25 protein-coding genes are annotated in these 25,741 nt (G+C 70.1%); 19 read left to right on the forward strand and 6 right to left on the reverse strand.

Translation table 11 applies throughout. The features are described from left to right. The first annotated feature begins 22 nt into the window (after positions 1–22). The 7 genes from WFG93_RS02775 to WFG93_RS02805 all read left to right on the forward strand — a co-directional run bounded on the left by WFG93_RS02775 (position 23) and on the right by WFG93_RS02805 (position 7,802). The gene (locus WFG93_RS02775) at positions 23–1,309 is read left to right on the forward strand and encodes an adenylosuccinate synthase (RefSeq protein WP_336644785.1); all 1,287 of its coding nucleotides are present in this window, start codon (positions 23–25) and stop codon (positions 1,307–1,309) included. Positions 1,310–1,458: 149 nt separating this feature from the next. Further along, positions 1,459–2,754 (forward strand): lactonase family protein, encoded by a 1,296-nt coding sequence (locus tag WFG93_RS02780; RefSeq protein WP_336644786.1) that lies wholly within the window; start codon positions 1,459–1,461, stop codon positions 2,752–2,754. A gap of 164 nt (positions 2,755–2,918) precedes the next feature. Continuing rightward, entirely contained in the window at positions 2,919–4,328 is a 1,410-nt protein-coding gene (locus WFG93_RS02785; protein WP_336644787.1) for a dihydrolipoyl dehydrogenase family protein, read from the forward strand. Between the two features lie 195 nt (positions 4,329–4,523). Next, entirely contained in the window at positions 4,524–5,372 is an 849-nt protein-coding gene (locus WFG93_RS02790; protein ID WP_336644788.1) for an ABC transporter ATP-binding protein, read from the forward strand. Further along, positions 5,369–6,133, forward strand: a complete 765-nt coding sequence (locus WFG93_RS02795) for an ABC transporter permease (RefSeq protein ID WP_336644789.1) — start codon at positions 5,369–5,371, stop codon at positions 6,131–6,133. The genes WFG93_RS02790 and WFG93_RS02795 overlap by 4 nt, the downstream gene beginning before the upstream one ends. After that, positions 6,130–6,858: an ABC transporter permease gene (locus WFG93_RS02800; RefSeq protein WP_336644790.1), complete on the forward strand. Its 729-nt coding sequence runs from the start codon at positions 6,130–6,132 to the stop codon at positions 6,856–6,858. Before WFG93_RS02795 ends, WFG93_RS02800 begins: the two co-directional genes overlap by 4 nt. Positions 6,859–6,878: 20 nt before the next feature. Next, on the forward strand, positions 6,879–7,802 hold the full coding sequence (locus WFG93_RS02805) for an ABC transporter substrate-binding protein (protein WP_336644791.1): 924 nt from the start codon (positions 6,879–6,881) through the stop codon (positions 7,800–7,802). Between the two features lie 70 nt (positions 7,803–7,872). On the opposite strand, the gene WFG93_RS02810 is transcribed toward WFG93_RS02805, so the two are convergent. Continuing rightward, positions 7,873–9,060, reverse strand: coding sequence for an AI-2E family transporter (locus WFG93_RS02810; protein ID WP_336644792.1), 1,188 nt, complete (start codon positions 9,058–9,060; stop codon positions 7,873–7,875). Positions 9,061–9,153: 93 nt separating this feature from the next. On the opposite strand from WFG93_RS02810, the gene WFG93_RS02815 reads away from it, so the two are divergent. The 10 genes from WFG93_RS02815 (at position 9,154) to WFG93_RS02860 (ending at position 18,460) form a co-directional block, all read left to right on the forward strand. After that, positions 9,154–9,489 (forward strand): hypothetical protein, encoded by a 336-nt coding sequence (locus WFG93_RS02815; RefSeq protein ID WP_336644793.1) that lies wholly within the window; start codon positions 9,154–9,156, stop codon positions 9,487–9,489. Further along, complete coding sequence (locus WFG93_RS02820; protein ID WP_442928221.1) at positions 9,458–9,805, forward strand: chorismate mutase; 348 nt, start codon at positions 9,458–9,460, stop codon at positions 9,803–9,805. The genes WFG93_RS02815 and WFG93_RS02820 overlap by 32 nt, the downstream gene beginning before the upstream one ends. A gap of 100 nt (positions 9,806–9,905) precedes the next feature. Continuing rightward, a complete protein-coding gene (locus WFG93_RS02825) occupies positions 9,906–10,799 on the forward strand; it encodes an SIS domain-containing protein (protein WP_336644795.1) in 894 nt (297 codons plus the stop codon). Positions 10,800–10,811: 12 nt separating this feature from the next. Further along, a complete protein-coding gene (locus WFG93_RS02830; RefSeq protein ID WP_336644796.1) occupies positions 10,812–11,810 on the forward strand; it encodes an ROK family protein in 999 nt (332 codons plus the stop codon). Next, complete coding sequence (locus tag WFG93_RS02835; RefSeq protein WP_336644797.1) at positions 11,807–13,018, forward strand: 1-phosphofructokinase family hexose kinase; 1,212 nt, start codon at positions 11,807–11,809, stop codon at positions 13,016–13,018. Before WFG93_RS02830 ends, WFG93_RS02835 begins: the two co-directional genes overlap by 4 nt. Next, positions 13,015–13,881, forward strand: a complete 867-nt coding sequence (locus WFG93_RS02840) for a class II fructose-bisphosphate aldolase (RefSeq protein ID WP_336644798.1) — start codon at positions 13,015–13,017, stop codon at positions 13,879–13,881. The genes WFG93_RS02835 and WFG93_RS02840 overlap by 4 nt, the downstream gene beginning before the upstream one ends. Beyond that, positions 13,881–14,654 carry a DeoR/GlpR family DNA-binding transcription regulator gene (locus tag WFG93_RS02845; RefSeq protein WP_336644799.1) on the forward strand — a complete coding sequence of 258 codons (774 nt, stop codon included), beginning with the start codon at positions 13,881–13,883 and terminating at the stop codon, positions 14,652–14,654. The genes WFG93_RS02840 and WFG93_RS02845 overlap by 1 nt, the downstream gene beginning before the upstream one ends. Before the next feature lie 275 nt (positions 14,655–14,929). Then, positions 14,930–15,922, forward strand: coding sequence for a carbohydrate ABC transporter permease (locus tag WFG93_RS02850; protein ID WP_336644800.1), 993 nt, complete (start codon positions 14,930–14,932; stop codon positions 15,920–15,922). Then, positions 15,919–16,941 carry a carbohydrate ABC transporter permease gene (locus tag WFG93_RS02855; protein WP_336644801.1) on the forward strand — a complete coding sequence of 341 codons (1,023 nt, stop codon included), beginning with the start codon at positions 15,919–15,921 and terminating at the stop codon, positions 16,939–16,941. Before WFG93_RS02850 ends, WFG93_RS02855 begins: the two co-directional genes overlap by 4 nt. Before the next feature lie 151 nt (positions 16,942–17,092). After that, positions 17,093–18,460: an ABC transporter substrate-binding protein gene (locus WFG93_RS02860; RefSeq protein WP_336644802.1), complete on the forward strand. Its 1,368-nt coding sequence runs from the start codon at positions 17,093–17,095 to the stop codon at positions 18,458–18,460. Positions 18,461–18,620: 160 nt separating this feature from the next. On the opposite strand, the gene WFG93_RS02865 is transcribed toward WFG93_RS02860, so the two are convergent. Continuing rightward, the gene (locus tag WFG93_RS02865; protein WP_336644803.1) at positions 18,621–19,097 is read right to left on the reverse strand and encodes an Lrp/AsnC family transcriptional regulator; all 477 of its coding nucleotides are present in this window, start codon (positions 19,095–19,097) and stop codon (positions 18,621–18,623) included. A 162-nt stretch (positions 19,098–19,259) separates the two neighbouring features. Between WFG93_RS02865 and WFG93_RS02870 the strand changes: the two genes are divergently transcribed. Further along, positions 19,260–20,483, forward strand: a complete 1,224-nt coding sequence (locus WFG93_RS02870) for an NAD(P)/FAD-dependent oxidoreductase (RefSeq protein ID WP_336644804.1) — start codon at positions 19,260–19,262, stop codon at positions 20,481–20,483. A gap of 178 nt (positions 20,484–20,661) precedes the next feature. Here the strand turns inward: WFG93_RS02870 and WFG93_RS02875 are convergent, their stop codons facing one another. The 4 genes from WFG93_RS02875 to WFG93_RS02890 form a co-directional block, all read right to left on the reverse strand. After that, positions 20,662–21,462 carry a MerR family transcriptional regulator gene (locus tag WFG93_RS02875; RefSeq protein WP_336644805.1) on the reverse strand — a complete coding sequence of 267 codons (801 nt, stop codon included), beginning with the start codon at positions 21,460–21,462 and terminating at the stop codon, positions 20,662–20,664. A 174-nt stretch (positions 21,463–21,636) separates the two neighbouring features. Further along, complete coding sequence (locus tag WFG93_RS02880) at positions 21,637–22,437, reverse strand: ABC transporter permease subunit (protein ID WP_336644806.1); 801 nt, start codon at positions 22,435–22,437, stop codon at positions 21,637–21,639. Beyond that, positions 22,434–23,465, reverse strand: coding sequence for an ABC transporter ATP-binding protein (locus WFG93_RS02885; protein WP_336644807.1), 1,032 nt, complete (start codon positions 23,463–23,465; stop codon positions 22,434–22,436). Before WFG93_RS02885 ends, WFG93_RS02880 begins: the two co-directional genes overlap by 4 nt. Next, positions 23,462–24,166 carry a TetR family transcriptional regulator gene (locus WFG93_RS02890; protein WP_336644808.1) on the reverse strand — a complete coding sequence of 235 codons (705 nt, stop codon included), beginning with the start codon at positions 24,164–24,166 and terminating at the stop codon, positions 23,462–23,464. Before WFG93_RS02890 ends, WFG93_RS02885 begins: the two co-directional genes overlap by 4 nt. Before the next feature lie 160 nt (positions 24,167–24,326). Between WFG93_RS02890 and WFG93_RS02895 the strand changes: the two genes are divergently transcribed. After that, complete coding sequence (locus WFG93_RS02895; protein ID WP_336644809.1) at positions 24,327–25,598, forward strand: class I SAM-dependent methyltransferase; 1,272 nt, start codon at positions 24,327–24,329, stop codon at positions 25,596–25,598. Positions 25,599–25,741 lie beyond the last annotated feature (143 nt).

The raw sequence follows: 25,741 nt of genomic DNA on the forward strand, positions 1-25,741 counted from the left end.
TGCAGTACCAGGGGGTACACCCATGCCAGGAATCGTGATCGTCGGCGTCCAGTGGGGCGACGAGGGCAAGGGCAAGGCGACCGACCTGCTCGGTGAGCGCACCGACTGGGTCGTCAAGTTCAACGGCGGCAACAACGCCGGGCACACCGTCGTCATCGGCGACGAGAAGTACGCCCTGCATCTGCTGCCCTCCGGCATCCTCAGTCCCGGCGTCAACCCGGTGATCGGCAACGGCGTCGTGGTCGACCTCGAAGTGCTCTTCCACGAACTCGATGGACTCGACGCACGCGGGGTGGACACCTCGCGACTGAAGGTGAGCGCCAACGCGCACATCATCACGCAGTACCACCGCACGCTCGACAAGGTCACCGAGCGCTTCCTCGGCAAGCGCCGCATCGGCACCACCGGCCGCGGGATCGGACCGGCCTACGCCGACAAGATCAACCGCGTCGGCATCCGCGTGCAGGACCTGTTCGACGAGAACATCCTGCGCCAGAAGGTCGAGGGCGCGCTCGATCAGAAGAATCACCTGCTGGTGAAGGTGTTCAACCGCCGCGCGATCACGGTCGACGAGATCGTCGACGACCTGCTCTCGTACACCGAGCGACTGCGCCCGCTGGTCGCCGACACCGGGCACCTGGTCGACGAGGCACTCGGCCGCGGCGAGGTGGTCGTGTTCGAGGCCGGTCAGGCCACCATGCTCGACATCGACCACGGCACCTACCCGTTCGTGACGTCCTCGACCGCGACGGCCGCGGGTGCGGCATCCGGATCCGGCGTCGGACCGAACCGGCTCGACCGCATCGTCGGCATCGTCAAGGCCTACACCACGCGCGTCGGATCGGGCCCGTTCCCCACCGAGCTCGAGGACGAGATGGGCGAGTGGCTGCGCAAGACCGGCTTCGAGTACGGCACCACGACCGGCCGCGACCGCCGCACCGGCTGGTACGACGCGCCCATCACTCGGTACGCGACGCGGGTGAACGGCATCACCGACCTCGTGCTCACCAAGCTCGACGTGCTGACCGGGCTCGAGCAGATCCCGGTGTGCGTGGCCTACGACGTCGACGGCACGCGCTTCGACGAGGTGCCGGTCAACCAGACCGACTTCCACCACGCGAAGCCCATCTACGAGAACTTCCCGGGTTGGAGCGAGGACATCTCCACCGCCCGCACGTTCGAGGACCTGCCGCAGAACGCGCGCGACTACGTGCTCACCCTCGAGAAGATGAGCAACACCCGCATCTCGGTGATCGGCGTGGGCCCCGCCCGCGACCAGGTGATCGTGCGCCACGACCTGATCGACTGACCCGTCACGGGCTTTCCCATCCTTCCTTTCGTCGAGAGCACGGGACCTCGCCGAGTGCGCGGCTCGTTCGCGTGAAGATCCCGTGCACCCGGCGAGATACCGTGCTCTCGACGTAGGGGGAGAGTAGGGAGAGGGGGAGAGGAGGCAGCATGACGAGGTTCTGGGTCGGCGGGTACGGCGCTGACATGTCGGGTGACGCCGAGGGCATCGGGGTGCTTGCGACGGATGCCGGCGGCGGGCCGTCGACGCTGCGCTTCCGCGGTGTGGCGGCGCATGTGGCGTCTGCGTCGTGGCTCGCCGCGCACCCGGCGCGCGACGTCGTCTACGCCGCGCTGGAGGGTGAGGGGCAGGTGCAGGCGTTCGCCCGGGACGGTGAGGCGTCGCTGCGGCCGCTCGGTGCACCCCTCGCGGCCGGGGCCGGCGTGTGTCACCTCGCCGTCTCGCCCGCGGGACGGATGCTGGTGGCCAGCTGCTACGGCGACGGCCGTGTGGTGGCGTTCGGTATCGCCGGCGACGGGTCTCTTGTGCCGGCAGCAGCAGACCGGGCGGCTGCGCTGCGCGCCGCACTGTTCGGGGAGCTGCGCGGGTGCGGTTCCGTTCCGGGGGCCGACACGCCAGATGTCGGACCGGATGCCGCAGACCGTCCGACATCCGGAGTGTCGGCCCCCGATTCGTATGCCGCCCGCGACCCGCATCCGACGCCGGCGGGCGAGGAGCTGCGCGGGTCGCACGCGCATCAGGCCGTGTTCCTGCCCGATGGCCGCATCGCCACCACCGACACCGGCCTCGATCTGGTGCGGATCTGGCGCCCTTCGACAGGCTCAGGGGTCCAGGCAGGCTCAGGGACCCAGGCCGGCTCAGGGACCCAGACCGGCTCAGGGACCCAGACCGGCTCAGGGATCCAGGCAGGCTCAGGGGCCCAGAACCGCTCAGCGGCCCAGCCGGGCGGGCTGGCGCTCGATCACGAGGTCGTCCTTCCGCGCGGCACCGGGCCGCGCCACATGCTGCTGCATCCCAGCGGGCACCTGCATGTCGTCACGGAGTACTCCTGCGAGATCTTCACCCTCGCGTGTGCGCGCGACGGGCGCTGGGGTCTGCGGGCCGCGGTCCCCGCCTCGCCGATCGCCCAGATCGGCGTGGATCTCGCCGCCGAGCTCGCGGTCTCCCGTGATGGCGACACCCTGTACACGGCGCTGCGCGGCAGCAACACCCTCGCAGCTCTCCGCGTGCGCGGCGGCGGTGACGTGCTCGAGCCGCTCGCGCTCGCCGACTCCGGCGTCGACTGGCCGCGGCATCACCTGGTCTATCAGGGCACGCTGCTCGTGGCGGGACAGCGCTCGAACACGGTCAGCGCGGTCGACATCGACGAGCGCACCGGCGCTCCGCGCGACGTGCGGCACAGCACCCCGGCGCCGACTCCGACCATGATCCTGCCCGCCCGCTGAGTCGCCCGCCGATCGGTGGTCGAGAACTCCGGAGATCGAGGCCGTGCAGGACCCGATTCTGCACTCAGCCATCGTTCCACGGAAGATTCTCCGGAGTTCTGCACCATCGGCGACGAAGCGTCAAGGCCGTGACGCTTCCCGCGCCCCTGGGCGAGACTGACCGGATGGACAACGAATACGACCTGATCGTGCTGGGTGGCGGTCCCGTCGGCGAGAACGTCGCCGACCGCGCGGTGCAGGGCGGGCTGACCGCGGTCATCGTGGAGAGCGAGCTGGTCGGCGGAGAGTGCTCGTACTGGGCGTGCATGCCGTCGAAGGCGCTGCTGCGTCCACCGCAGGCCCTGCACGCCGCGCAGCACGTCAAGGGCGTCGTCGGCGGCGAGCTCGTCCCCGCCGACGTGCTCGCACGGCGCGACGAGTTCACCGAGCACTGGTCGGATCAGGGCCAGGTCGAGTGGCTGCAGGATGCCGGCATCGCCCTCGTACGCGGTCGCGGCCGGCTCAGCGGTGAGCGCGAGGTCACGGTCGACACCGACGACGGCGAGCGGGTGCTCCGCGCGCGGTATGCGGTCGCCATCACCACCGGATCGAAGGCGACGGTCCCACCCATCCCCGGACTCGCCGACGCCGGCGCATGGACGAGCCGCGAGGCGACGAGCGCCGAGCAGGTGCCGGCCTCGCTGGCGATCATCGGCGGCGGGGTCGTGGGGGTCGAGATGGCGACCGCCTACGCCGGCCTCGGATCGACGGTCACCCTCATCGCCCGTGGCGGTCTGCTCGAGCGGATGGAGCCGTTCGCGGGCGAGCAGGTCGCCGACGGCCTGCGCGATCTCGGCGTCGACGTGCGCCTGCACACCGAAACCACCGCCGTGCACCGCGAGGGCGACACCGTCACGCTCACCCTCGGTGATGGCAGCGAGGTCACGGCCAGCGAGGTGCTCGCGGCGACCGGGCGGGCACCACGCAGCGCCGACATCGGCCTCGAGACGGTCGGCCTCGAGCCCGGGAAGCCGATCGACGTCGACGACACCATGCGCGTGCCCGGAGTGGACTGGCTCTACGCCGTCGGCGACGTCAACGGCCGTGCGCTGCTGACCCACCAGGGCAAGTACCAGGCGCGCGCCGCAGGGGACGTCATCGCCGCGCGTTCGCGAGACGAGGTCATCGCCGATCAGCCGTGGGGCCGTCACGTCGCGACAGCGGATCACGGCGCCGTGCCGCAGGTGGTGTTCACCGAGCCTGAGGTCGCCTCTGTCGGCCTCACCGCGGATGCCGCCCGCGCGGCCGGCCCCGAGATCGAGGTCGTCGACTACGACCTCGCATCGGTCGCCGGCGCGAGCCTGCACGCGGACGGGTACCGCGGACAGGCGCGGATGATCGTCGACACGGCACGCGAGGTGCTGCTGGGCGTGACGTTCGTGGGTGCGGACGTCGCCGAGATGCTGCAGTCCGCCACCGTCGCCGTCGTCGGCGAGGTGCCCCTCAGCCGACTCTGGCACGCCGTGCCCGCCTACCCGACCATGAGCGAGGTGTGGCTGCGCCTGCTCGAGCAGTACGGCAGGCAGTCCGCGTGACGCAGAGGCGAGCGGAGCGGATGCCAATCCGCTGCCGCCTCGGCGCCGAACCATCGACAGGGGCAACAGTGCGCGCGAACCGGTTGCGATGTCGTCGCCGTCCCTTACGCTCGAGAAGACGCCAGGAGGTACGTGCATGAGAGCTGTCCCCGCAGGAATCCGAACCGCCCCGCTGACGAGGGCCGCGTCCGGCTGATGATCGAGTTCCGATCGGTCACCAAGACCTTCCCCGACGGCACGCACGCCGTCGAGGACTTCAGCCTCGTGCTTCCCTCCCGTCAGACCACGGTGTTCGTGGGCTCGTCGGGATGCGGCAAGACCACGCTGCTGCGCATGATCAACCGCATGGTCGAGCCCACCTCGGGAGAGGTCGAGATCGACGGCGAGAGCGTGCTCGGCGGCGATCCCGTCGCGCTGCGACGCCGGATCGGCTACGTCATGCAGAACTCTGGCCTGATGCCGCACTTCACCGTGCTCGACAACGTCGCGACGGTGCTGCGGCTGACCGGCGTCGCCCGGCGCGAGGCGCACGAGCGCGCTCGCGAGATGCTCACCACCGTGGGCCTGGACCAGTCGCTCGCCGACCGCTACCCGAGCCAGCTCTCCGGCGGTCAGCAGCAGCGCGTCGGTGTGGCGCGCGGCCTCGCCGCCGACCCGAACATCCTGCTCATGGACGAGCCCTTCGGCGCGGTCGACCCGATCGTGCGCGCCGATCTGCAGCGCGAGCTCGCGCGGCTGCAGGACGAGCTCGACAAGACCGTCGTGTTCGTCACCCACGACATCGACGAGGCGTTCCTGCTCGGCGACCAGGTGGTCATCCTCGACCGCGGCGCACGCATCGTGCAGGTCGGCAGCCCCAGCGAGATCATCGAGAACCCCGCCGACGAGTTCGTCGAGGCGTTCATCGGCGCGGAGCGCGGGCGGCGCGCTCTGCAGGTGAAGCAGACGCCGCACGGCACGGTCGTGGTGGACTCCGAGGGGCGCACGCAGGGACGGCTGGTGAATGCCGAGTCGCCCGATCCGAAGCCGGGGGAGGCCGCATGAACTGGGTGGTGGACAACCTGGGGCTCATCGCCGAGCTGACGGTCATCCACCTGCGTCAGAGCATCATCCCGATCGTGCTGGGGCTCGTGCTCTCGGTGCCCCTGGGCTGGGTGGCCTGGCGCTACCGCCTGGTGCGCGGACCCATCATCGTGCTCACCGGGCTGCTCTACACGATCCCCTCGCTCGCGCTGCTGATCCTGCTGCCCGCTGCGCTGGGCTACTCGGTGATCAGTGAGACCAACCTCATGGCGGCGCTGACGATCTACGCGATCGCGATCCTCGTGCGCGCCGTCGCCGATGGTCTCGACTCCGTCGACCCGGACGTGCGTCAGGCCGCGACGGCGATGGGTTACGCCCCGCAGCGCAGGTTCTGGACGGTCGAGCTGCCCCTCGCCGGACCGGTGATCCTCGCCGGTCTGCGGGTGACGGCCGTGTCCACGATCTCCCTGGCCACGGTCGGCATCCTGATCGGCGTCACCAATCTCGGCTATCTGTTCACCAACGGCCAGCAGCGCCGGCTGATCCCCGAGGTGCTCGCCGGTGTCGTCGCCGTGGTCGTCATCGCCCTGGTGGTCGATCTGCTGCTGATCCTCGCCGGTCGAGGGCTGATGCCCTGGACGCGGTCACGCGCCGCCTCCCGTAACGGCCGCAACGGCAGCAATGGCCGCAGTCGCGGCGAGCGGACGGATGCCGGCGACTCGACCCGCGACGACGCCGCCCGCACCGAGACCGGAAGGCTGACGGCGGAGGTGGGCGCATGAACCTCTTCCTCGACGCGTTCACCTGGCTCTTCTCCCCCGAGCGGCTGACCGGCACCTACGCGCTGCCCACCCTGCTCGCACAGCACCTGCTCTACACGATCGTCTCCGTCGCCGTGGCCGCGGTGATCGCCCTGCCGGCCGGCTGGCTGATCGGGCACACCGGCCGCGGCCGTGAGATCGCCGTCGCCATCTCCGGCGCCGCGCGCGCCATCCCCTCGTTCGGTCTGCTCGTGCTGCTGGTGCTCGTGCTGGGCATCGTGCAGACACCGCTCGCGGCGGTCATCACCTTCGTGCTGCTCGCGATCCCGTCCCTGCTGGCCGGCGCGTACACCGGCCTCGAGGCGATCGACCGGCGCGTGATCGATGCGGCACGGGCGATGGGCATGACCGAGTGGCAGATCTTCACCAAGGTCGAGCTGCGACTCGGGATGCCGCTGCTCGTCGGCGGACTGCGCTCCGCGCTGCTGCAGGTGATCGCCACCGTGACGATCGCCGCCTACGTCAATCTCGGCGGACTCGGCTGGCCGATCATCCAGGGCATCCCGCTGCGCCGCTTCGACCAGGTGCTCGGCGGGGCGATCCTCGTCGCCGTGCTCGCCCTCCTCGTCGATCTGCTGATGGCCCTCGCCCAGAAGGCGGCTGTTCCCACCGGGCTGCGCGCACCGGCATCCGGCACCTCCACCTCGACGCCGCGGGCGCGCCGCGCGGCATCCGCTTCCGCATGATCCCCACCGAAAGGCCAGACATGTCCGCACATCGCAAGACCCGCACAGCACTCACCACCGGGGCCGCGCTCGTCGCCGCCCTCGCGCTCGCCGGCTGCGGCGCCAGCGCGAACCCGCTCGACGAGCCCACCGCCGACACCGGCGTCGACCGCAGCGGCAACACCGTCGTGATCGGCTCGCAGGCCTACTACTCGAACGAGATCATCGCTGAGATCTACGCGCAGGCGCTGGAGAACGCCGGCTTCACCGTCGAGCGCAAGTTCAACATCGGCCAGCGCGACGCCTACATGCCCGAGGTCGAGGCGGGTCGCATCGACCTGTTCCCCGAGTACACCGGCAACCTCCTCGAGTACCTCGACGACAGCGCCACCGCCACCAGCCCTGACGACGTCTACGAGGCGCTGCAGAAGGCGCTGCCGAAGGAGCTCACGGCGCTCGACTACGCGGAAGCCAGCGACCAGGACACCTATACGGTGCTGAAGTCCTTCGCCGACGAGAACAAGCTGACCACGATCGGCGACCTGTCCTCGCTCAGCGAGCCGGCCACGATCGGCGCGGCCCCCGAGTTCGAGCAGCGCCCGTACGGGCCGGCGGGCGCGAAAAAGACCTACGGCGTCGACCTGAAGTTCTCGGCGACCGGACAGGGCACCCTCGACGCGCTGCTGGCGGGAACCGTCCAGGTGGCCGACATCTACAGCGCCGACCCGGCCTTCCAGACCGAGGAGATCGTCGCTCTGGAAGACCCCGAGAACATGATCCTCGCCTCGAACGTCGTCCCGATCGCGTCGGCGGAGATCGCCGACAGCATCAGCGATGTGATCAACGAGGTCAGCGCCGAGCTCGGCGTCGACGACCTCGTCGCGATGAACGTGCAGTCCACCGCCGACCAGAAGTCGTCCTCCGACATCGCGAAGGCGTGGCTGAAGGACAACGACCTCATCTGATCTGAACGACGCAAGGGGTGGTCGGGCTGCGCGCCCGGCCACCCCTCCGTCGTGTCGGGCGACGCGCGAGTCAGGTGCGCGCGTCCTGACGCGGGATGAAGATCTGGTTCAGGATGATGAGCAGGGATGCCGTGGCCGGCACCGCCACCAGCGCACCCAGCAGACCGAGCAGCGTGCCGCCCACGAGCGCTCCGATCACCACCAGCAGGCCCGGGACCGAGAGCGTGCGGTTCATCACCCGCGGCGTGAGCACGTATGCCTCGATCTGGATGTAGATCAGGTAGACGACGCCGAAGATGAGTGCGTGCAGCGGATCGGCGAGCAGCGCGGTCACCGTGCCGATCGCCAGGAACAGCAGCGGCCCCACCAGCGGGATCAGCGTGACCAGGAAGGCCACCACCGCCATGAGCGGCGGGAACGGCAGGCCGAGCAGCACGTACAGCAGCAGCGCGACCATCGAGTTCGCGAACGCGAGGATCACCATGCCCTGCACGTATCCACCCACCGATTCGGTGATCTGCATGACGATGCTGCGCGTCTGGCTGCGCTTGCGCGCCGGAACCAGCCGCAGCATCGAGGTGATGATGGCGGGCAGGCCGACCACGAAGTACAGCGTGAGCACGAAGACGATCACGAACGCCGAGATCCCCGCCGCGATCGAGGTGCCCACCTTCAGCGCACCACCACCCAGGGCCGTGAGCGTCTTGCCGTCGGTGAGCAGCTTCTGCCCGTCGGAGAGGAGGCTGCCGATCTGGTCGCCGAACTGCCGTTCGAGCAGCGCGTACAGGTCGGTGTGGGTGAAGTCGTCGACCACCTTCGGCACGGACTTCACGAACGAGGCGATCTGCTCGACCACCACGGGCACGATCATCACCAGCACGAGCCCGACCGCGGTGACGAGGGCGACGATGACGATCGCCACACTCAGCCCGCGCGACAGTCCGCGCCGTTCCAGCAGTCGCACGGCGGGGTTCAGCCCGAGTGCGGCGAACAGCGCGAAGGCGACGTACACGAGCACGGTCGAGAGGCTGGTGAGGGCCAGGGCGACCAGGATCGCTGCCAGCCCGCCCAGGGTCACCAGGAACCCGAGGCGGAACGGACGGTCGATGCGCGTCCAGATCGAGCGGCGCGGGGGCGGCGCGTCGGCCGGAGACGGATGCTGTGCGGCCTCCGCCTCCACGGTCGGCTCGATCGGCCCGGGGCCGGCGGAACCGGTCTGCGCCTCGACGCTCGCGCGCGAAGGTTCTTCGGTGCTCATGGCGAACACTCTATGGCGACGATGTCATCCACCCGGACAGCGACCGCAGGGGTTGACTATCGTGAGAGCCACGACCACCACCTGGAGGATCCGATGTCCAACGAGCACGCACACGACATTCCCGAACCTGCTGAGGGCTCTTACACCGACGGGGAGTACCCCGAGGGCACGAGCGTTCACAATCGCGTCGTGGACCACACCGACCATGAGGAGGGTGCCTACACCGACGGCGACTACTCCGAGGGGCCGCGCGTCCACGAGCGCGTCGGCGGGCACCTCGAGCATGAGGAAGGCGAGTACACCGACGCCGAGCACGCGCACGCGTCGCCCGGCGCCGGGATTCCGGAGGGGGCCGAGGGGGAGTACACCGACGGCGCCTACCCGGACGACGACACGGATGCCGGGCGCGCCGGCGCCCCGCGCCCCTGACGCCGTGAGCACCGACATCGCGCGCGCCGACGCAGCGCGCGCTGAACTGCTGCGCCTGCGCGCGAGCATCGACAACATCGACGCGGCCCTGATCTTCATGCTCGCCGAGCGGTTCCGCTGCACGCAGCAGGTCGGCCGGCTGAAGGCCGAGCACGAGATGCCCGCCTCTGATCCCGGCCGCGAAGAGCAGCAGACCGCGCGCCTGCGCGCCCTCGCCGAAGAGGCGCACCTCGACCCGGAGTTCGCTGAGAAGTGGTTCAACTTCGTCGTCGCCGAGGTCATCCGCCATCACACCGAGGCCGCGGAGGGACGCTGAGGGGGGACGTCCGCTGCGCGCTGCCGCTGCGGGAAGAATGCGGTAGTCTGAGCGTTATTCCTGCATAACGATCAGAAAAACGCATTCGGGAGAGACGCTCATGACTGACACCGCCGGCGCGCACATGCGCGCAGAACTCACCTCGCAGCCCGAGACCTGGGCGCGCGCCGCAGGTATGCGCGCCGAGCAGGCGCAGCTGCCGGCATCCGGTGCCCGCATCGCCGTCGTCGGCTGCGGCACCTCCTGGTTCATGGCGCAGTCGTACGCCGCGCTGCGCGAGAGTGCCGGGCACGGCGAGACCGATGCCTTCACGGCATCCGAGTTCCCGTTCGGGCGGGACTACGACGCAATCGTCGCCCTCACGCGCTCCGGCACCACCACCGAGGTGCTCGAGCTGACCGAGCGGGTCAAGGGCAAGACGCCGGTCGTCGCCGTCGTCGGCGACGACACCTCCCCCCTGGTCGAGCTCGCCGACACCGTCATCGCGCTGCCGTTCGCCGACGAGACCTCGGTCGTGCAGACCCGCTTCGCGACCACCGCGCTCGCGCTGTTCCGCGCCGCGACCGGCGCCGACCTCGACCCGGTCATCGCCGACGCCCAGGCCGTGCTCGACGGCACGGACGACGCCGCGCTGGGCGAGGCCGAGCAGTACAGCTTCCTCGGCATGGGCTGGGCCATGGGCCTCGCCCACGAGGCCGCCCTGAAGATGCGCGAGTCGTCGCAGTCGTGGACCGAGTCGTACAGCTCGATGGAGTACCGCCACGGCCCGATCGCCATCGCCGCCCCCGGACGCATCACCTGGCAGTTCGGCGGGGCCCCCGGCGGGCTCGAGGCGCAGGTCGAGGCCACGGGTGCCCGCTTCGTCCAGCACGCCATCGACCCGATGGCCGACCTCGTGCGCCTGCACCGCGTCGCGCTCGACCGCGCGCTGGCGAAGGGGCTCGACCCCGACCAGCCGCGCAACCTCACCCGCTCGGTCATCCTCGCCGACTGAACGCACCCGCCCATGTCCGCACCCGACACCGCCGAGGGCGCCCTCGGCGCCGCCGCTGAGACGGCCGTCGACGCCATCGGCGCCGCGCAGATCGGCGCCGGTGCGCCCGTGCTGGCCTTCGACGTGGGTGGCACCGACATCAAGTCGGCGCTGTTCGACGCCGGCGGGGTCGCGCTCGGGCTGCGGCGCACGCCGACCCCGGCGGGCGGAGACGACAGCCCGTCCCGCCTGATCGAGAGGTTGGCGGAGCTGGCGGAGGAGCTGCGGGTGCAGCATCCGGATGTCGTGCCGCAGGCGGTCGGTCTCGTCGTGCCGGGCATCGTCGATCCCGAGCGCGGGGTGGCGGTGTTCAGCAGCAACCTCGGCTGGCGCGATGCTCCCCTGCGCGAGCTCGCGCAGACGCGCTTCGGCCTGCCGGTGGCCTTCGACCACGACGTGCGCTCGGCCAGCTGGGCCGAGCACGTGCTCGGCGGCGCGCAGGACTACACCGACGTCGTGGTGCTGATCATCGGCACCGGCATCGCCGGCGCGCTGATCATCGACGGCCGCCCGCACACGGCGGGCGGCTATGCCGGAGAGATCGGACACTCCCCGCTGGGCGAATGGCCCTGCCCGTGCGGGGCGCGGGGATGCCTCGAGGCGATCGCCTCGGCCGGGGCGATCGCCCGTCGCTACGCGGATGCCACCGGCGAGCCGGTTGACGGCGCGCGCGAGGTGATCGCGCGCGCGAGCGCCGGCGACGCGACCGCCGCGCGCATCTGGGACGAGGCGCTGGACGCCCTCACCCTCTCGATCGCACAGCTCGCCGCGGTCATCGCGCCTGAGGCGGTCGTCATCGGCGGCGGGCTCTCGCAGGCGGGCGGCGCGCTGTTCGACGAGCTGCGCGCCCGGCTGGCCGAGCGACTGAGCTTCCACCGCATCCCCGCGCTCGTGCCCGCACAGCTCTCCGGCGATGCGGGTCTGCTGGGCTCGGCGCTGCGCGCACGGGAAGCGGCGGAGGAGCAGGCATGATCATCACCGTCACCCCCAACCCCGCGTTGGATCTCACCTGGCACGTCGACGCGCTGGTCGTCGGCGGCACGCATCGCGCCGACGCCGGTCGCGCACGCGCCGGCGGCAAGGGGCTCAACGTGGCCCGCGTGGCGCATGCCGAGGGCGCGCGGGTGCGTGCCGTGACGACCGCGGGCGGTACGACCGGCGCGGAGTTCGGTGAGGAGCTGACCACATCGGGCGTACCGCACGCTTTGGTGTCGGTGGCCGGCGCGACGCGGCGCAGCATCGCCCTCGTCGACGAGGCGCTGGGCGACACCACGATCGTCAACGAGCGCGGCGTCGCGCCGACGGATGCCGAATGGCAGGCCCTGCACGCGGCCGTGGCCCGCGAGCTGGGGGTCACCGGCGGGGTTGCAGGATGGCCTTCGGGGGCCGACACTCCAGATGTCGGACCCTTCACGGCATCCGGTCCGACATCTGGCGTGTCGGCCACTGGTTCGTCACCCGTCGCCCAGTCGCGAGCCGGGGTGCTGGTCATCTCGGGCAGCCTGCCGCCGCACACTCCGGCGTACGTGCTGCCGTCGCTCATCGCGCTCGGGCGCGCGGCGGGGGTGGAGGTGATCGTCGACACCTCCGGCCCGGCGCTGCTCGCCGCGGCAGACGCCGGTGCGGCCGTGCTCAAGCCCAACGAGCACGAGCTGCGGGATGCCACCGGGCTCGACGATCCGATCGACGGCGCCCGGGAGCTGATCCGCCGCGGCGCGCGCCTGGTGCTGCTCTCGCTGGGCGTCGACGGCATGCTCGCCGTCTCCCCCGCTGATCCGGCACCCGCTGATCCGGTATCCGTCGACCAGGCATCCGGGGCGTCCGCCGCCGCCCCGGCGGTCGAGGTGCTGCACGCCCGTCTCGATGAGAGCCTGCGCGGCAATCCCACCGGCGCCGGCGACGCGGGCGTCGCGGCGTGCGCGGTGCTGCTCGACGCCGGCATCCGCGACCCCGAGCAGATCCTGCGCCGCGCGACGGCCTGGTCGGCCGCCGCGGTGCTCATGCCGCTCGCCGGCGAGATCCACCCGTCCTGGCCCGACCTCGAGCGCGCGCTCACGGTCACGCGCCTGCCCTCCGCCACCCTCGAGACTCCCGTTCCCGCACGAGACGTGCGCTCCGACGTCCCGTCCCCTGCTGCAACGCAAGTCTCGCCGCCGACCCACCCGAAGGAACCCCGATGACCCTCGTCTCCGCCCGCGAACTCATGCACGACGCGGCCGCCGCCGGCACCGGGCTGGGTGCGTTCAACGTCATCCACCTCGAGACGGCGGAGGCGCTGGTCGCCGCCTCCGAACGCGCACAGCTGCCGGTCATCCTGCAGATCTCGCAGAACTGCGCGGACTACCACGGCGGTCTCGAGCCGATCGGGTGGGCCACCCTCGCCGTCGCCCGCCGAGCGTCCACTCCCGTCGCGGTGCACCTCGACCACGCCGAGCGCCCCGAGCTGGTCGACGAGGCCATCGCGCTCGGCTTCGGGTCGGTGATGTTCGACGGCGGCAAGCTCGACTACGAGCAGAACGTCGCGCTCACCGCCGACGTGGCGGCACGCGCCCGCGCCGCCGGCGTCTACATCGAGGCCGAGTTGGGCGAGGTGGGCGGCAAGGACGGTGCGCACGCACCCGGTGTGCGCACCGACCCCGACGAGGCGCGCGCCTTCGTCGAGGCGACCGGCGTCGACTCGCTGGCCGTCGCCGTCGGCTCGTCGCACGCGATGCTCGACCGCTCCGCCGCGCTCGACATCGCCCTGATCGAGCGGCTCAAGAGCGCCCTGCGTGGTATCGGTCGCAACGGCACCGACGTGCCGCTCGTGCTGCACGGCTCATCGGGGGTGGCCGACGAGGTCATCACGCAGGCCGTGCGCGCCGGGATGACGAAGATCAACGTCTCCACGCACCTGAACGGGTTCTTCACCCGCGCGATCCGCGAGACCCTGGCCGCCGACGAGCGGCTCGTCGATTCGCGCAAGTACCTCGTGCCCGCCCGTGAGGCGGTCGCCGCCGAGGCGGCCCGGATGCTGCGCCTGTTCGCCCTGGCCGAGGACTGATGAAGCGCGCCGCGCGCCTGTCCGCGATCCTCGACCTGCTCGCCGCGCAGGGCGAGGTGAGCGTGGACGAGCTCGTCGAGCAGTTCGGCGCGTCGCCGGCCACCACCCGCCGCGACCTCGACAGCCTCGCCGAGCGGCGCCTGCTCACCCGCACGCACGGCGGCGCGGTCGCGCAGTCGGTCGCCTACGAGCTGCCGATCCGCTATCGCAGCCACCACGGCACCGGTGCGAAGGAGCAGATCGCCGCGCTCGCGGCATCGCTCGTCGAGCCGGGCTGGGTCGTCGGGCTCTCCGGCGGCACCACCACCAATGCCATCGCCACCGCGCTCGCCGCGCGCGACGACCTCGCCGAGCACGGACTCACGGTCGTCACCAATGCCGTGAACATCGCCGCGCAGCTGGCCATGCGCCCGGAGTTCAAGGTCGTCGTCACCGGCGGGGTGATCCACGCCCGCAGCTTCGAGCTGGTCGGGCCCTTCGTGGAGCAGCTGCTGGGCGGCATCCGCCTCGACTTCGCCTTCATCGGCGTGAACGGCCTCTCGGCGGCATCCGGGGCCACCACTCACGATGAGGCCGAGGCCGCAGTGAACCGCCTGATGGCACAGCGCGGCGCGCGCGCGGCGATCGTCGCCGACGCGAGCAAGATCGGCCGGGCGGCGTTCGCGCACGTCGGCGGCGCGGAGCTGTTCCCCCTCGTCATCACCGACGCGGCGGTGACCGATGCGCATCGCGAGGAGCTCACGGATGCCGGGTTCGAGGTGCGCGTCGGCTGACGCCGCGAGTACCCGCGCTTCTCGGCGGGCCACCATGGGAACGGCCCGGAGCGGTGCTATGGATATCCGCCCTGATCAGGGCCGAGAAGAAGCGCTTCTAGGAAAAGTACAGGGATCCGCTAATCATGCACTGCTTCTCCGACCCTGACAAGGGGCCTTCGAGAAGCTGAGATTCTGCATAGAGTGCAGGGCATGGAAGAGTGGCTCAGAGTCTGCGTCGCGCGCCGGGGCGCGCGCTCGCTCGCGCGCGGGCGCGTCTTCGGTGGGGCGCGGCGATGAGCGTCACGAGCTCGCCGGAGGCGGTCGTGCCCGTCCAGGCCGAGACGATCAAGAAGAGGCGCTGGTTCCGGCGCGGCCCGAAGCCCGCACGCGATCACTACAACAAGCGCGAGGCGATCGCCGGGTACCTGTTCATCACGCCGTGGATCATCGGCTTCCTCGTCTTCACCGCCGGCGCGATGATCTACAGCCTGTACATCTCGTTCAGCAACTACAACCTCGCCACCAACAGCGCACGCCCCGTCGGCTTCGACAACTACGCGCGCCTGTTCGACGACCCGCGGGTGATGGTCTCGCTGAGCAACACGCTCTTCTACGTGGTCATGGCGGTTCCGCTCGAGATCGTCTTCGCGCTGGTGCTCGCCCTGCTGCTCAATCGCGTCGGCCGCGGCGCCGGGGTGTTCCGCACCCTGTACTACCTGCCCAAGATGACCCCGGCGGTGGCGACGGCGGCGGTGTTCTTCCTTCTTCTCAACGGCAACACCGGCGTGATCAACGAGTTCCTGCGACTGTTCGGCATCAACGGCCCGCAGTGGCTGGTCGACCCGGCCTGGGTCAAGCCGAGCATCGTGATCATGACGCTGTGGACGGTCGCCGGCACGATGGTGATCTTCCTCGCCGCGCTGAAGACCGTACCCACCGAGCTGTACGAGGTGGCATCCCTCGACGGTGCCGGCAGCGCGCGCAAGTTCTTCTCGATCACGCTGCCGATGATCTCGGGGGCGATGTTCTTCAACGTCATCGTGCTCTCGATCGCCGCGTTCCAGATCTTCGATCAGGCGTATCTGCTGTTCTGGCGCGACCAGAGCAACTCCTCGCCCGAGGCGTCGCTCTTCTACGCGATCTATCTGTTCCAGCAGGCATTCCGCCAGTTCAACTTCGGTTTCGCCGCCGCGATGGCCTGGCTGCTGTTCGTCATCATCATGGTCATCACGGTCATCCAGGTGAAGTTCGGCAACCGGTTCGTCTACTACGAGGGAGACCGATGATGTCGGCACCGCCGCGCGACGCGTCCCGCCACGAGGAATCCGAGCGATCCGAGGGCCCCGAGCGCCGCGACCCGCGCGGTCTCGACGACCGCGGCGCCCGTCGAGACCGCCGCGACCCCTCGACGGTCGTCGCGACAGTGCCCCACCGCTCGAAGTGGCGACGCAGCCTCGCCCAGCCGCGCAGCTTCGCCGCGCGGATCATCCTCACGATCGTGCTGATCGGCTTCGGTCTGCTCTTCCTGTACCCCTTCGCGTGGCTGCTCGCGGCGAGCTTCAAACCCCGCGGCGAGGTGTTCGACAACGCGCTGATCCCGAGGACGTTCGTCCCCGAGAACTACGTCGAGGTGTGGAACCAGCTGCCGCTGATGAGCTGGCTGTGGAACAGCGTCGCCATCGCCGTTCTGGCCGCGGGTGCCGTGGCGATCTCGAGCTCGATCGTCGCGTTCGGTTTCGCGTACTTCAAGTTCCCCGGACGCGGGATGCTGTTCGGCCTCGTGCTGGCGACCATGATGCTGCCCGGCGCCGTGACGATGATCCCGATCTACCTGATCTGGAAGGAGACCGGGCTGCTGGGCACCTGGGTGCCCCTGTGGGGCATGAACCTGTTCGGCTCGGCCTTCTACATCTTCCTGCAGCGGCAGTTCTATCTCGGCCTGCCGCGCGAGCTGTTCGAGGCGGCGCGGCTGGACGGATGCAGCTACTGGGGCCTGTTCTGGCGCATCGCCATGCCGCTGTCGGTGCCGTCGTTCATCATCGTCTTCCTCTTCGAGTTCCAGGCCAGCTGGAACAACCTGTACGCCGCGCTGATCTACCTCAACGCCGGCTCGATCGACGACTTCACCGCTCCGCTGGGCATCGCCTACGCGATGACGAAGTACAGCCCCACCGCGGGCGGCCACGGCGACTACCAGTACGTGATGGTGGCGTCGCTGATCGTCACGCTGCCCATGCTCATCCTGTTCGCCTTCGGTCAGCGCTACTTCATCGAGGGCGTCGCCACCCAGGGGCGCAAGGGCTGACGGACGCCCGGCGGCGCACCGCACATCATCGACTCTCACCTGATACGGCACCACACCACCACCACACCACCATCACCACCAAGAGGATCACAGAGCAGGACACAGGCGGAGCCCTCGCTGAACGAGGCCCCGCCCGACGAAAGGGAAAGACATGCGAAAGCGCATTCTGGGAGTCGCCGCGATGCTCGCGGCATCCGCGGTCGTGCTGACGGGCTGCGGCGGAGGCGGCGACGCCGAGGACATGGCCGCCGACGTCGACTGGGGCGCCAAGCCGACCGGCGCACTGAAGGCATGGGGCTTCGAGAACGCCGACGACGTCGGCCAGTCCCGCCTCGACTACGCGGCCGAACAGCTGGACGGGCTCAAGATCGACCTGGATGCCACGGCGTTCGACGCGCAGAAGTTCACCACCCGCATCGCCAGCGGCGACGTGCCCGACGTCGTGCAGATGGACCGCCGCTACGTCACGACATACGCCGCGCAGGGCCTGATCATGCCGCTGGACCAGTGCCTGAAGGAGCAGGACGTCTCGCCGCGCGACCACTGGTATCCCTTCGTCATCGACGATGTCACCTACGACGACGCGATCTGGGCGGTGCCGCAGTTCTACCAGCCGCCGGCCATCCTGGTGAACAAGAAGGTGCTCGACGAGGCGGGCGTGAAGTCCGAGGAGATCGACACCTCGAAGCCGGACGTGCTGCTCGGCGCGATCGACAAGATCTACCAGGAGAAGGGCGGCGTGCCGACCCGGCTCGGGTTCGACCCGATGGCCACCGGTCAGAGCGGGCTGTGGATCCTCGGCATGGGCGGACAGCTCAACGACGAGGATGGCAAGCCGACCCTCGACGACCCGAAGAACGTCGCCGGCGTCGAGATGCTCAAGAAGATCACCGATGCGCAGGGCGGCTATGCGGCCGTGAAGAGCTTCACCGACTCGTTCGACACCTTCGGCGACAAGAACCAGTTCGTCGCCGGCCAGGTCGGCGCGCAGGTGAACGCCCAGTGGTACCCGAACGTGCTCTCGCCGTACATGGACCAGCTCCAGCTCGAGGCGGTGCCGTTCCGCGGAGCGGACGGAGAGCCGTTCTCGGTGGCATCCGGCACCTCGTTCGTCGTGCCGGTCGGCGCGAAGAACCCCGCCGCCGCCTGCGCGTGGATGGTCGACCTCACCTCCGACGACGCGTGGATGGCGGCGGGCGAGGCGCGTGCCGAGACCCGCAAGGCCGACGGCGGCGTGAACACGGGCCTGTTCACCGGTTCGCCGGAGGCCGATAAGGCCATCCGCGAGAAGTGGGTGGTCGACAGCGGCAACGCGGGCTTCGACCAGGTGATCGCCACGTACTACGACGTGGTCGACTACGGCCAGTCCTTCGGCTCCTCGCCCGCGGGGCAGGAGATCCAGAACGAGCTGAACAACGCGATCACCGCCGCGCTGCTGGGTGACAAGTCGCCGGAGGACGCGCTGAAGGATGCGCAGAAGGCCGCGGAGCGCGCCTACGAGAACATCACGAGCGACTGAGGTCGGCGCAGCCCGACTCGGCGGAGTTCGGGAACGAGGGCGGGTCGGATGCCATCCGGCCCGCCCTCGGCGTGCCGTCGGACGTTCTTCGGCTGGGGCGGCGGCGTCGCGCGCTCGCGGCCTGTTCAGAGGCCGCGCGCCAGGCCGCGCATTGCCGCGTTCAGAGGCCGCGGGTGCCCGCCGCCTGGGCGAAGATCAGGCTGGTGCTGGTGGATGCCACCTCGGGCTGCAGACTGATCGTGTCCGACACCAGTTCGCGCAGCGCACCGGCATCCGGCACCGCCACGTGCACGAGGAAGTCGCGATCCCCGGCGAGGAAGTACACCCGCTGAGTGGCCGGGAGCTGCTCGAGGTAGGTCTGGAAGCGGCGCAGGTCGCCGCGCGCGTGCGCGTGCAGGCGGATGGTGATGAGCGCCTCGAGGTGCAGCCCCAGCGCGGCCGGCGAGATCTCGGCGTGGAAGCCCACGATCACCCCATTCGCCTGCAGGGCGCGCACCCGCTTCAGGCAGGTCGACTCCGCGATGCCGGCGCGTGCCGCGAGGTCGGTGTTCGAGATGCGCCCGTTGCGGCTGAGCTCGGACAGGATCGTGCGGTCGACGGCATCCAGATGCGCGTGCGCTGACGTCGAATTTTCCATGGGCACCGGGGCACTTCCTCGATCCGGGGTGAAGATTCCCACCGCTTCTCCGCGATTCTACGCAGATTCTTCGGTCTCGCGCCCGCCGTTGCGCGGGATCCGCATAATCGCAGGTAGTGGGTGTTTTCCCGCGCCCACGCGCAGCATTCTCAGGAGGACGCAATGACGCGAACGATCATCGTCGGTGCCGGGATGGTGGGTCTCGCCACGGCATGGCATCTGCAGGAGCGCGGTGTCGAGGTCACGGTCATCGACCGCGTCGGCATCGCCGCGGGATCGTCGTGGGGCAATGCCGGGTGGCTGACGCCGGGCAAGACCATCCCGCTCGCCGACACCGGGCTGTGGACCTACGGGCCGAAGGCGCTGCTGGATCCGGATGCCGCACTGCACGTGCCGTTCCGCGTGGATGCCGGGCTCTGGGCGTTCCTCGCCCGGTTCGCCGCACACGGCACGAACCGCGCCTGGGATCGGACGATGGCCGACCTCACGCCGATCGACAGGATCGCGCTGGAGTGCTTCGACGAGCTCCTCGACGGCGGTGTGCAGTCGTGGACGCGCGAGGGTCCGTTCGTGATCGGCTTCAAGGAGAAGGACCACGCAAAGGGGTTCCTGTACGAGATCGAGGGCGTGATCCGGCACGGACAGGATGTGCCGTTCGAGCGGCTCGAGAACCCGCGTGAGCTGGCGCCGGTGCTGTCGGATGCTGTGCGCCACGCCTACCGTCTGGACGGGCAGCGGTTCTTCGAGCCGGCGCCGTTCGTCGAGGCGCTCGGCGCCGCGGTGGTCGAGCGCGGGGCGGAACTGATCACCGGGTACGAGGTCACCGACGTGTCCTCGACCAGGCGGCCGGTGGTGACGCTGTCGAACGGCGAGCGCCGCGAGGCGGATTCGGTCGTGATCGCGACGGGCGCATGGATGCCGGCGCTCGCGCGCAAGCTCGGCGTGCGCACGCGGGTGCAGGCCGGCCGCGGATACTCGTTCACGGTCGCCACGTCGGTGCCGCAGGAGCATCCGGTGTATCTGCCGTATCAGCGCATCGCGTGCACGCCGTACCAGGGCCGGTTCCGCATCGCCGGCACGATGGAGTTCCGCCGCCCCGACGAGCCGTTCCAGCCGCGTCGTGTGCAGGCGATCGTCGCGCAGGCCCGCGAGATGTTCACCGGACTCGACCTCGACGACCGGCAGGACGAGTGGGTCGGCTCGCGTCCGGTCACCCCTGACGGGTTGCCGCTGGTCGGCGCGACGCAGGCGCCGAACGTCTACGTCGCCGGCGGTCACGGCATGTGGGGCATCGTGCTCGGCCCCGCCACGGGCAAGCTGCTGGCCGAGCAGATCACCACTGGCCGGATCGCCCCCGAGATCCGCCCCTTCAACCCTCTCCGCTGACCCGCCCGCCCCCCCGCCCCCCGCTTAGAACCGCTTCTCGCTCCGGTATGAGTTCCTGTCGCCTATCCGGCGCGCAGGCGGCAGAAACTCATACCGGAAGCCAGGGGGTGGGCGTTTCGGTGGGTGGGCGCTTCGGCGCTCGGGCGTTTGGCGCGGCGGGCGTCCCGGCGGGCGGGCGTCAGGCGCGGCGGACCGGCTGCTGCAGCTCGGTGACCCAGTCGGACTGGTCATCCGAGACCGCGCGCACGTACAGCTCCCGACACGGGCCGGACGGCTCGAAGCCGCGCGCCAGCATCTCGGCGTGCAACGCGTGCCAGCTCTCGCTGATGCCCGACATCGGCCCGAGATGGATGCCGCACACGGCACGCTCCACCGCCGGCAGGTCGATCACCTCGACGCCATCGACGGGCGCTCCGGCGTAGACGTAGCCGACGGTGAGATGCATGCCCTCATCCGTCGAGCGGTACTCGGCGATCGGCGTCTCGAGCAGACCGCACCGGTCCGGCAACGCGGCCTGGACCAGATCGAACATCGGCCCCACATGCAAGCCGATCTCCTCGGCGGGCACGGTCGCCGAGCGCGCGGCGAGACGCACCGCGGGGAGGGACTTCTCAATGAACTCGGCAGATGACATCCGCTTCTCTCTTTCGATGACGTGGAGCCGCCGCTCGACGTCGACGAGTCGCTCGGTGGCGATCCTGTGCTCGCGCTCGACGGCATCCCGCCGCGTGCGCAGCAGCGAAGCGAGGCGCGTCGTGTCGATCCCCTCCTCGAGGACCTCGGCGATCTGCTCGAGACCGAACCCGAGATGGCGCAGAGCCACGATTCGATGCAGTCGATCGAGCTGCGACGGGTCGTACGAGCGGTAACCGGTGAATTCGTCCACGTGTGCGGGCACGAGCAGGCCGGCGGTGTCCCAGTGCCGCAGCATGCGGTGGGTCACCTGGCCGATCTGCGCGAACGCTCCGATGGACAGCATGTACCCGTTCTCCCGCCTCACACCGTGTCAGGGTCAAGTCTGACCGATGAGAGCGTCCGAGTAGGGCTGTATGCCACCGGCCCCCGTCGTGGGGGGGTCAAAAAGTGTCGGGTGGGTGCGCTCCCATCCGACGTTTTCTGACCCCTCGTCACGAGTTCGCAGCGAAAGACCGCCTCACCCGCGCAGGTCGCGGCGTGACAGCGCGAAGGCGGATGCCACGGCCAGCGCCACGGCGATCCCCCAGGTCAGCAGCAGTCCGCCGACCTCGACGCCATTCTTCAGCGGCGGCTGGTGATACACCCACGCGCACGGCGACAGCGCGTTCAGCCACTCGAGGTCCTTCGACTGCTTCGCCAGCGCCTGGAACACGTAGCCGAGCACCGCGACAGCCGCCGCGACGCCCGTCGCCCACGCCTTGCGGCCCGTGACAGCCCCCGCGAACAGCCCCGCCATCGCGCTGAGGAAGGCGAGCCCCGTCAGCGCGAGCGCCGCCCCGACGATGTGCGGGGGATGGATGCCCAGCTCCGCAGGACCGTTCAGCGCCCAGACGACCGCTCCCGAGAAGGCACCCAGCCACAGCAGTCGCACGAGCACCGCGAGCGCGGACTCGATCGAGTACTGCACGCGCCCGATGCCGTGCGCGAGATCGAGCTCGAGCCGCCCCGATTCCTCCGCACCCGCGATCGCCGCCGAGCCCCACAGCACCGCGGCAATCGTCAGCAGCAGAAAGCCCATCAGTCCGTAGAACGTGCTCTGCGTGTAACCCGCGCCCGACGCGATCTGGTCGTATCCCAGCGTCTGGATCAGCTGCGACGGCATCGCCTTGATGATGTCCTCGAGCTGGCCGTTCGCCCCGAAGCTCGGGTACAGCGGCAGATACAGGAACAGCACGGCCGCGATGCCGAGACTCCACCCGACCAGACCGCGCCAGGATTCCCGGATGCTGCGCCGGAACACCGGCAGGATGCCGTTCATCGAGCACCTCCCCGGCGTCGCGCTCCGCCTGCGCCGATACCCCTACTTCCCGCCGAGACCCCCGCCTGCGCACGTCCATACCTGGGGGTGTCGGCACGATCTGGGGGTGTCGGCGAGAGAGAGGCCGGGCCGTACAGCCGCAGCACGCTCTCCTCGAGGTCGGGCTCCTCGATCGTCAGATCGTGCACGGTGACCTCCGCGAGGGCCTTCACGAACGGATCGATCGCGCCTTCGACGGTCGCGCTGAGCTGCAGGATGCCGGCGAGCGGCGTGACCTCCAGCCCGCTGACGCCGGGGATCGACGCGAAGCGCCGCTGCGCGGCATCCGGATCCGGCCCGTCCAACGAGACCCGCACATGTCGCACGGCGCCGAGGCGCAGCGAGGCGACGTCGCCCGCGGCGACGATGCGACCGGCGGCGAGCACGGCGACGTCGTCGGCAGCCTGCTGGATCTCGCTCAGCACGTGCGAGCTGAGCAGCACGGTCTGCCCGGCATCCCGGGCTTCGCGCAGCATCGCGAGGAACTCGCGCTGCACGAGCGGGTCGAGTCCGCTGGTGGGCTCGTCGAGGATGAGCAGCTCCGGGCGATGCATGAACGCCTGGATCAGCCCCACCTTCTGCTTGTTGCCCTTCGACAGGCTGCGCACGGGCCGCGTCAGGTCCACGCCGAGGCGCTCGGCGAGCTCGGCCGGATACCCGCGTTCCACCGGGCCGGACACTCCGGCGTAGAACGACAGCAGCCGGTGCCCGGTCACGCGTCCGTCCAGGCGCAGCTCGCCCGGGACGTATCCGATGCGCCGGCGCAGTCGCGCGCCGCCGTGCCGCGGGTCCTCGCCGAGTACGCGCACCCGTCCGGAGGTGGGGCGGATGATGTCCAGCAGCGTGCGCAGAGTGGTCGTCTTGCCGGCGCCGTTCGGCCCGATCAGCCCGTAGATCGTGCCCGGCGGGATGTGCAGGTCCAGCCCGTCCAGCGCGGTGCGCCGCCCGAAGCGCTTGGACAGCCCGGTGATCTCGATGACCGAACTCATGACGTCTCTCCTTCGTCCGATGCCGTGCCGCCGGATGCCGTGCCGCCGGATGCCGTGCCGTCCGATACCGGTTCTCCGGATGCCATGGCCTCGCGCGCTCCGTCGAGGAACGCGGAGTCGCGATAGATCCCGTGCGTGAGCAGTTCGAGCGTCGGCAGGGTCATGCGCAGCATGCCCGCGCGGCTGAGCTGGTCGCCGCCGAGCGCGCGGCCGATCTGGGTGCGCATCATCACCGGCGCGAGGCCCAGCATCACCATCAGCAGGGTGGTCATCTCGGGGTCGCTCGTCTCGACGAGCAGCCCCGCGCGGCGCTGCTCGTCGAGCACCTCGCGGGTGACCTGCACGATCTCGTCGAACAGCCGGTCTGCTGCGGGTGAGCTGTCGCCGAGCATGCGGCCGAGGTAGTCGATGTACGGCCCGTAGCGCTCGAGGTCGTGCAGAGCGGTGCGGATGCGGTCAGTCGTCGGCGCCTCGATCAGCTCGTGCTTGTCGTCGATGAAGGCCGCCACGACGTAGTCGTCGCATGCAGCGCGCAGCGCATTCTTATCGCCGAAGTGATGCACGATCAGCGCGGCGCTCACGCCGGCTGCGGCGGCGATCGCGCGCAAGCTCGTCGCATCGAAGCCGTCGCGCGCGAAGGCGCGGATGGCGGCGTCGCGGATGCGGGCCCGTGCGGTGAGATCGTCGGATGCTGAACGCATGTACAGCACACTAAACGGTCGTTCAATCTCCCGTCAATCCCTCTCACCCGCAATAAGGAAAACCGCCCCTCGCTCCGGTATGACTTTCTGCCGCTTGAAGCCCCCTCGAGCGGCAGAAAGTCATACCGGAGCGAGAAGCGGTTCTGGGTAGGGTGAGCAAGTGACGGGCTTCGACTACCAGCGACTGCGGCGGTACCCGGATGTCGAGGCGCCGAACCTGCAGGCCTGGGACGCCACCGACGAGCTGCTCGTGCAGCGCGCGCTCGACGCCGACCTGCCCGGCGACCAGATCGCCGTGATCGGCGACGAGTACGGAGCGATCTCGCTCGCGCTGACGGACGCCGGGCTCGCCGCCATCCGCGTGCACCAGGATCTCATCACCGGACGCCGCGCGCTGGGCCACAACGCGCGATCGCTCGAGCTGAGCCAGCCGGCCATGCACGAGCTCGACAGCTCGCTGCTGACCGGCGCGCGCCTGGTGCTGCTCAAACTCCCCCGCGGCCTGGCCGAGCTCGGCGAGGTCGCCGACGCCGTCGGCCGCTGGGCCGCGCCCGAAGTCACGCTGATCGCCGGCGGGCGGGTGAAGCACATGACCACGGCGCAGAACGGCGTGCTCGCCGAGAGCTTCGCGCAGGTGCAGCCGCAGCGCGCGGAGCGCAAGTCGCGGCTGATCGTGGCCTCCGAGCCCCGCATCGCGGCCGAGCAGCTGCCCTTCCCGGTCAGCCAGCAGCATGACGGCTTCACCCTCTGCGCGTATGGGGCCGCGTTCGCCGGTCCGCGACTCGACATCGGCACGCGAGTGCTGCTGGACGCGCTGCCGACCCTGGTGCCACCGGCCCTGGTCCCCCCGGGCTCGGCCCCGCCCGCCGACCCTGCCCCGCGAACAGTCTCCGCCCCCGGCGGTTCAGAACTCCGGAGATCCGGGGGACCCGACCACGAGAATCCCCCGATCGAGCTCATCCCGATCGATTTCTCCGGAGCTCTGGACTCCGCCCCGCTGCGCGTCATCGACCTCGGCTGCGGCACGGGCGCGCTCGCCGTCGCGTTCGCGCTGCAGCACCCGGATGCCGCGGTCATCGCGACAGACCGCTCCGCCGCGGCCGTCCGATCCGCCGAAGCCAGCGTGGTCGCGAACGGCCTGGCCTCGCGGATCACCGTCACCCTCGACGACGCCGGCTCGGAGCTGCCCGACGGCGAGGCGGATCTCGTGCTGCTGAATCCGCCGTTCCACCTCGGCGCGACCGTGCACGAGGGTGCCGGCCGGCGGCTGATCGAAGCCGCGGGCCGGCTCGTCCGACCCGGCGGCGAGGTGTGGACCGTCTTCAACTCGCACCTCGACCATCGCCGCGCGCTCAGCCGCCACGTCGGACCCACCGAGCAGATCGCGCGCACTCCGAAATTCACCGTCACCCGCAGCGTCCGACGAGGTTGAGTGCCCAAACGCCGCAATATCCAAATCCCTGGTGAAAGCCTGAATCCCGACTCCGGATTTGCCACCGGATCAGCCATTCAGTAGCGTAGCCAGGTGGCCGAGAGGCCTCAAGACCAGTCCGCGGCCGCGTCCTTCTTTCGACC

It is taken from the genome of Microbacterium sp. USHLN186, assembly GCF_037145155.1.
Taxonomy (GTDB): Bacteria; Actinomycetota; Actinomycetes; order Actinomycetales; family Microbacteriaceae; genus Microbacterium.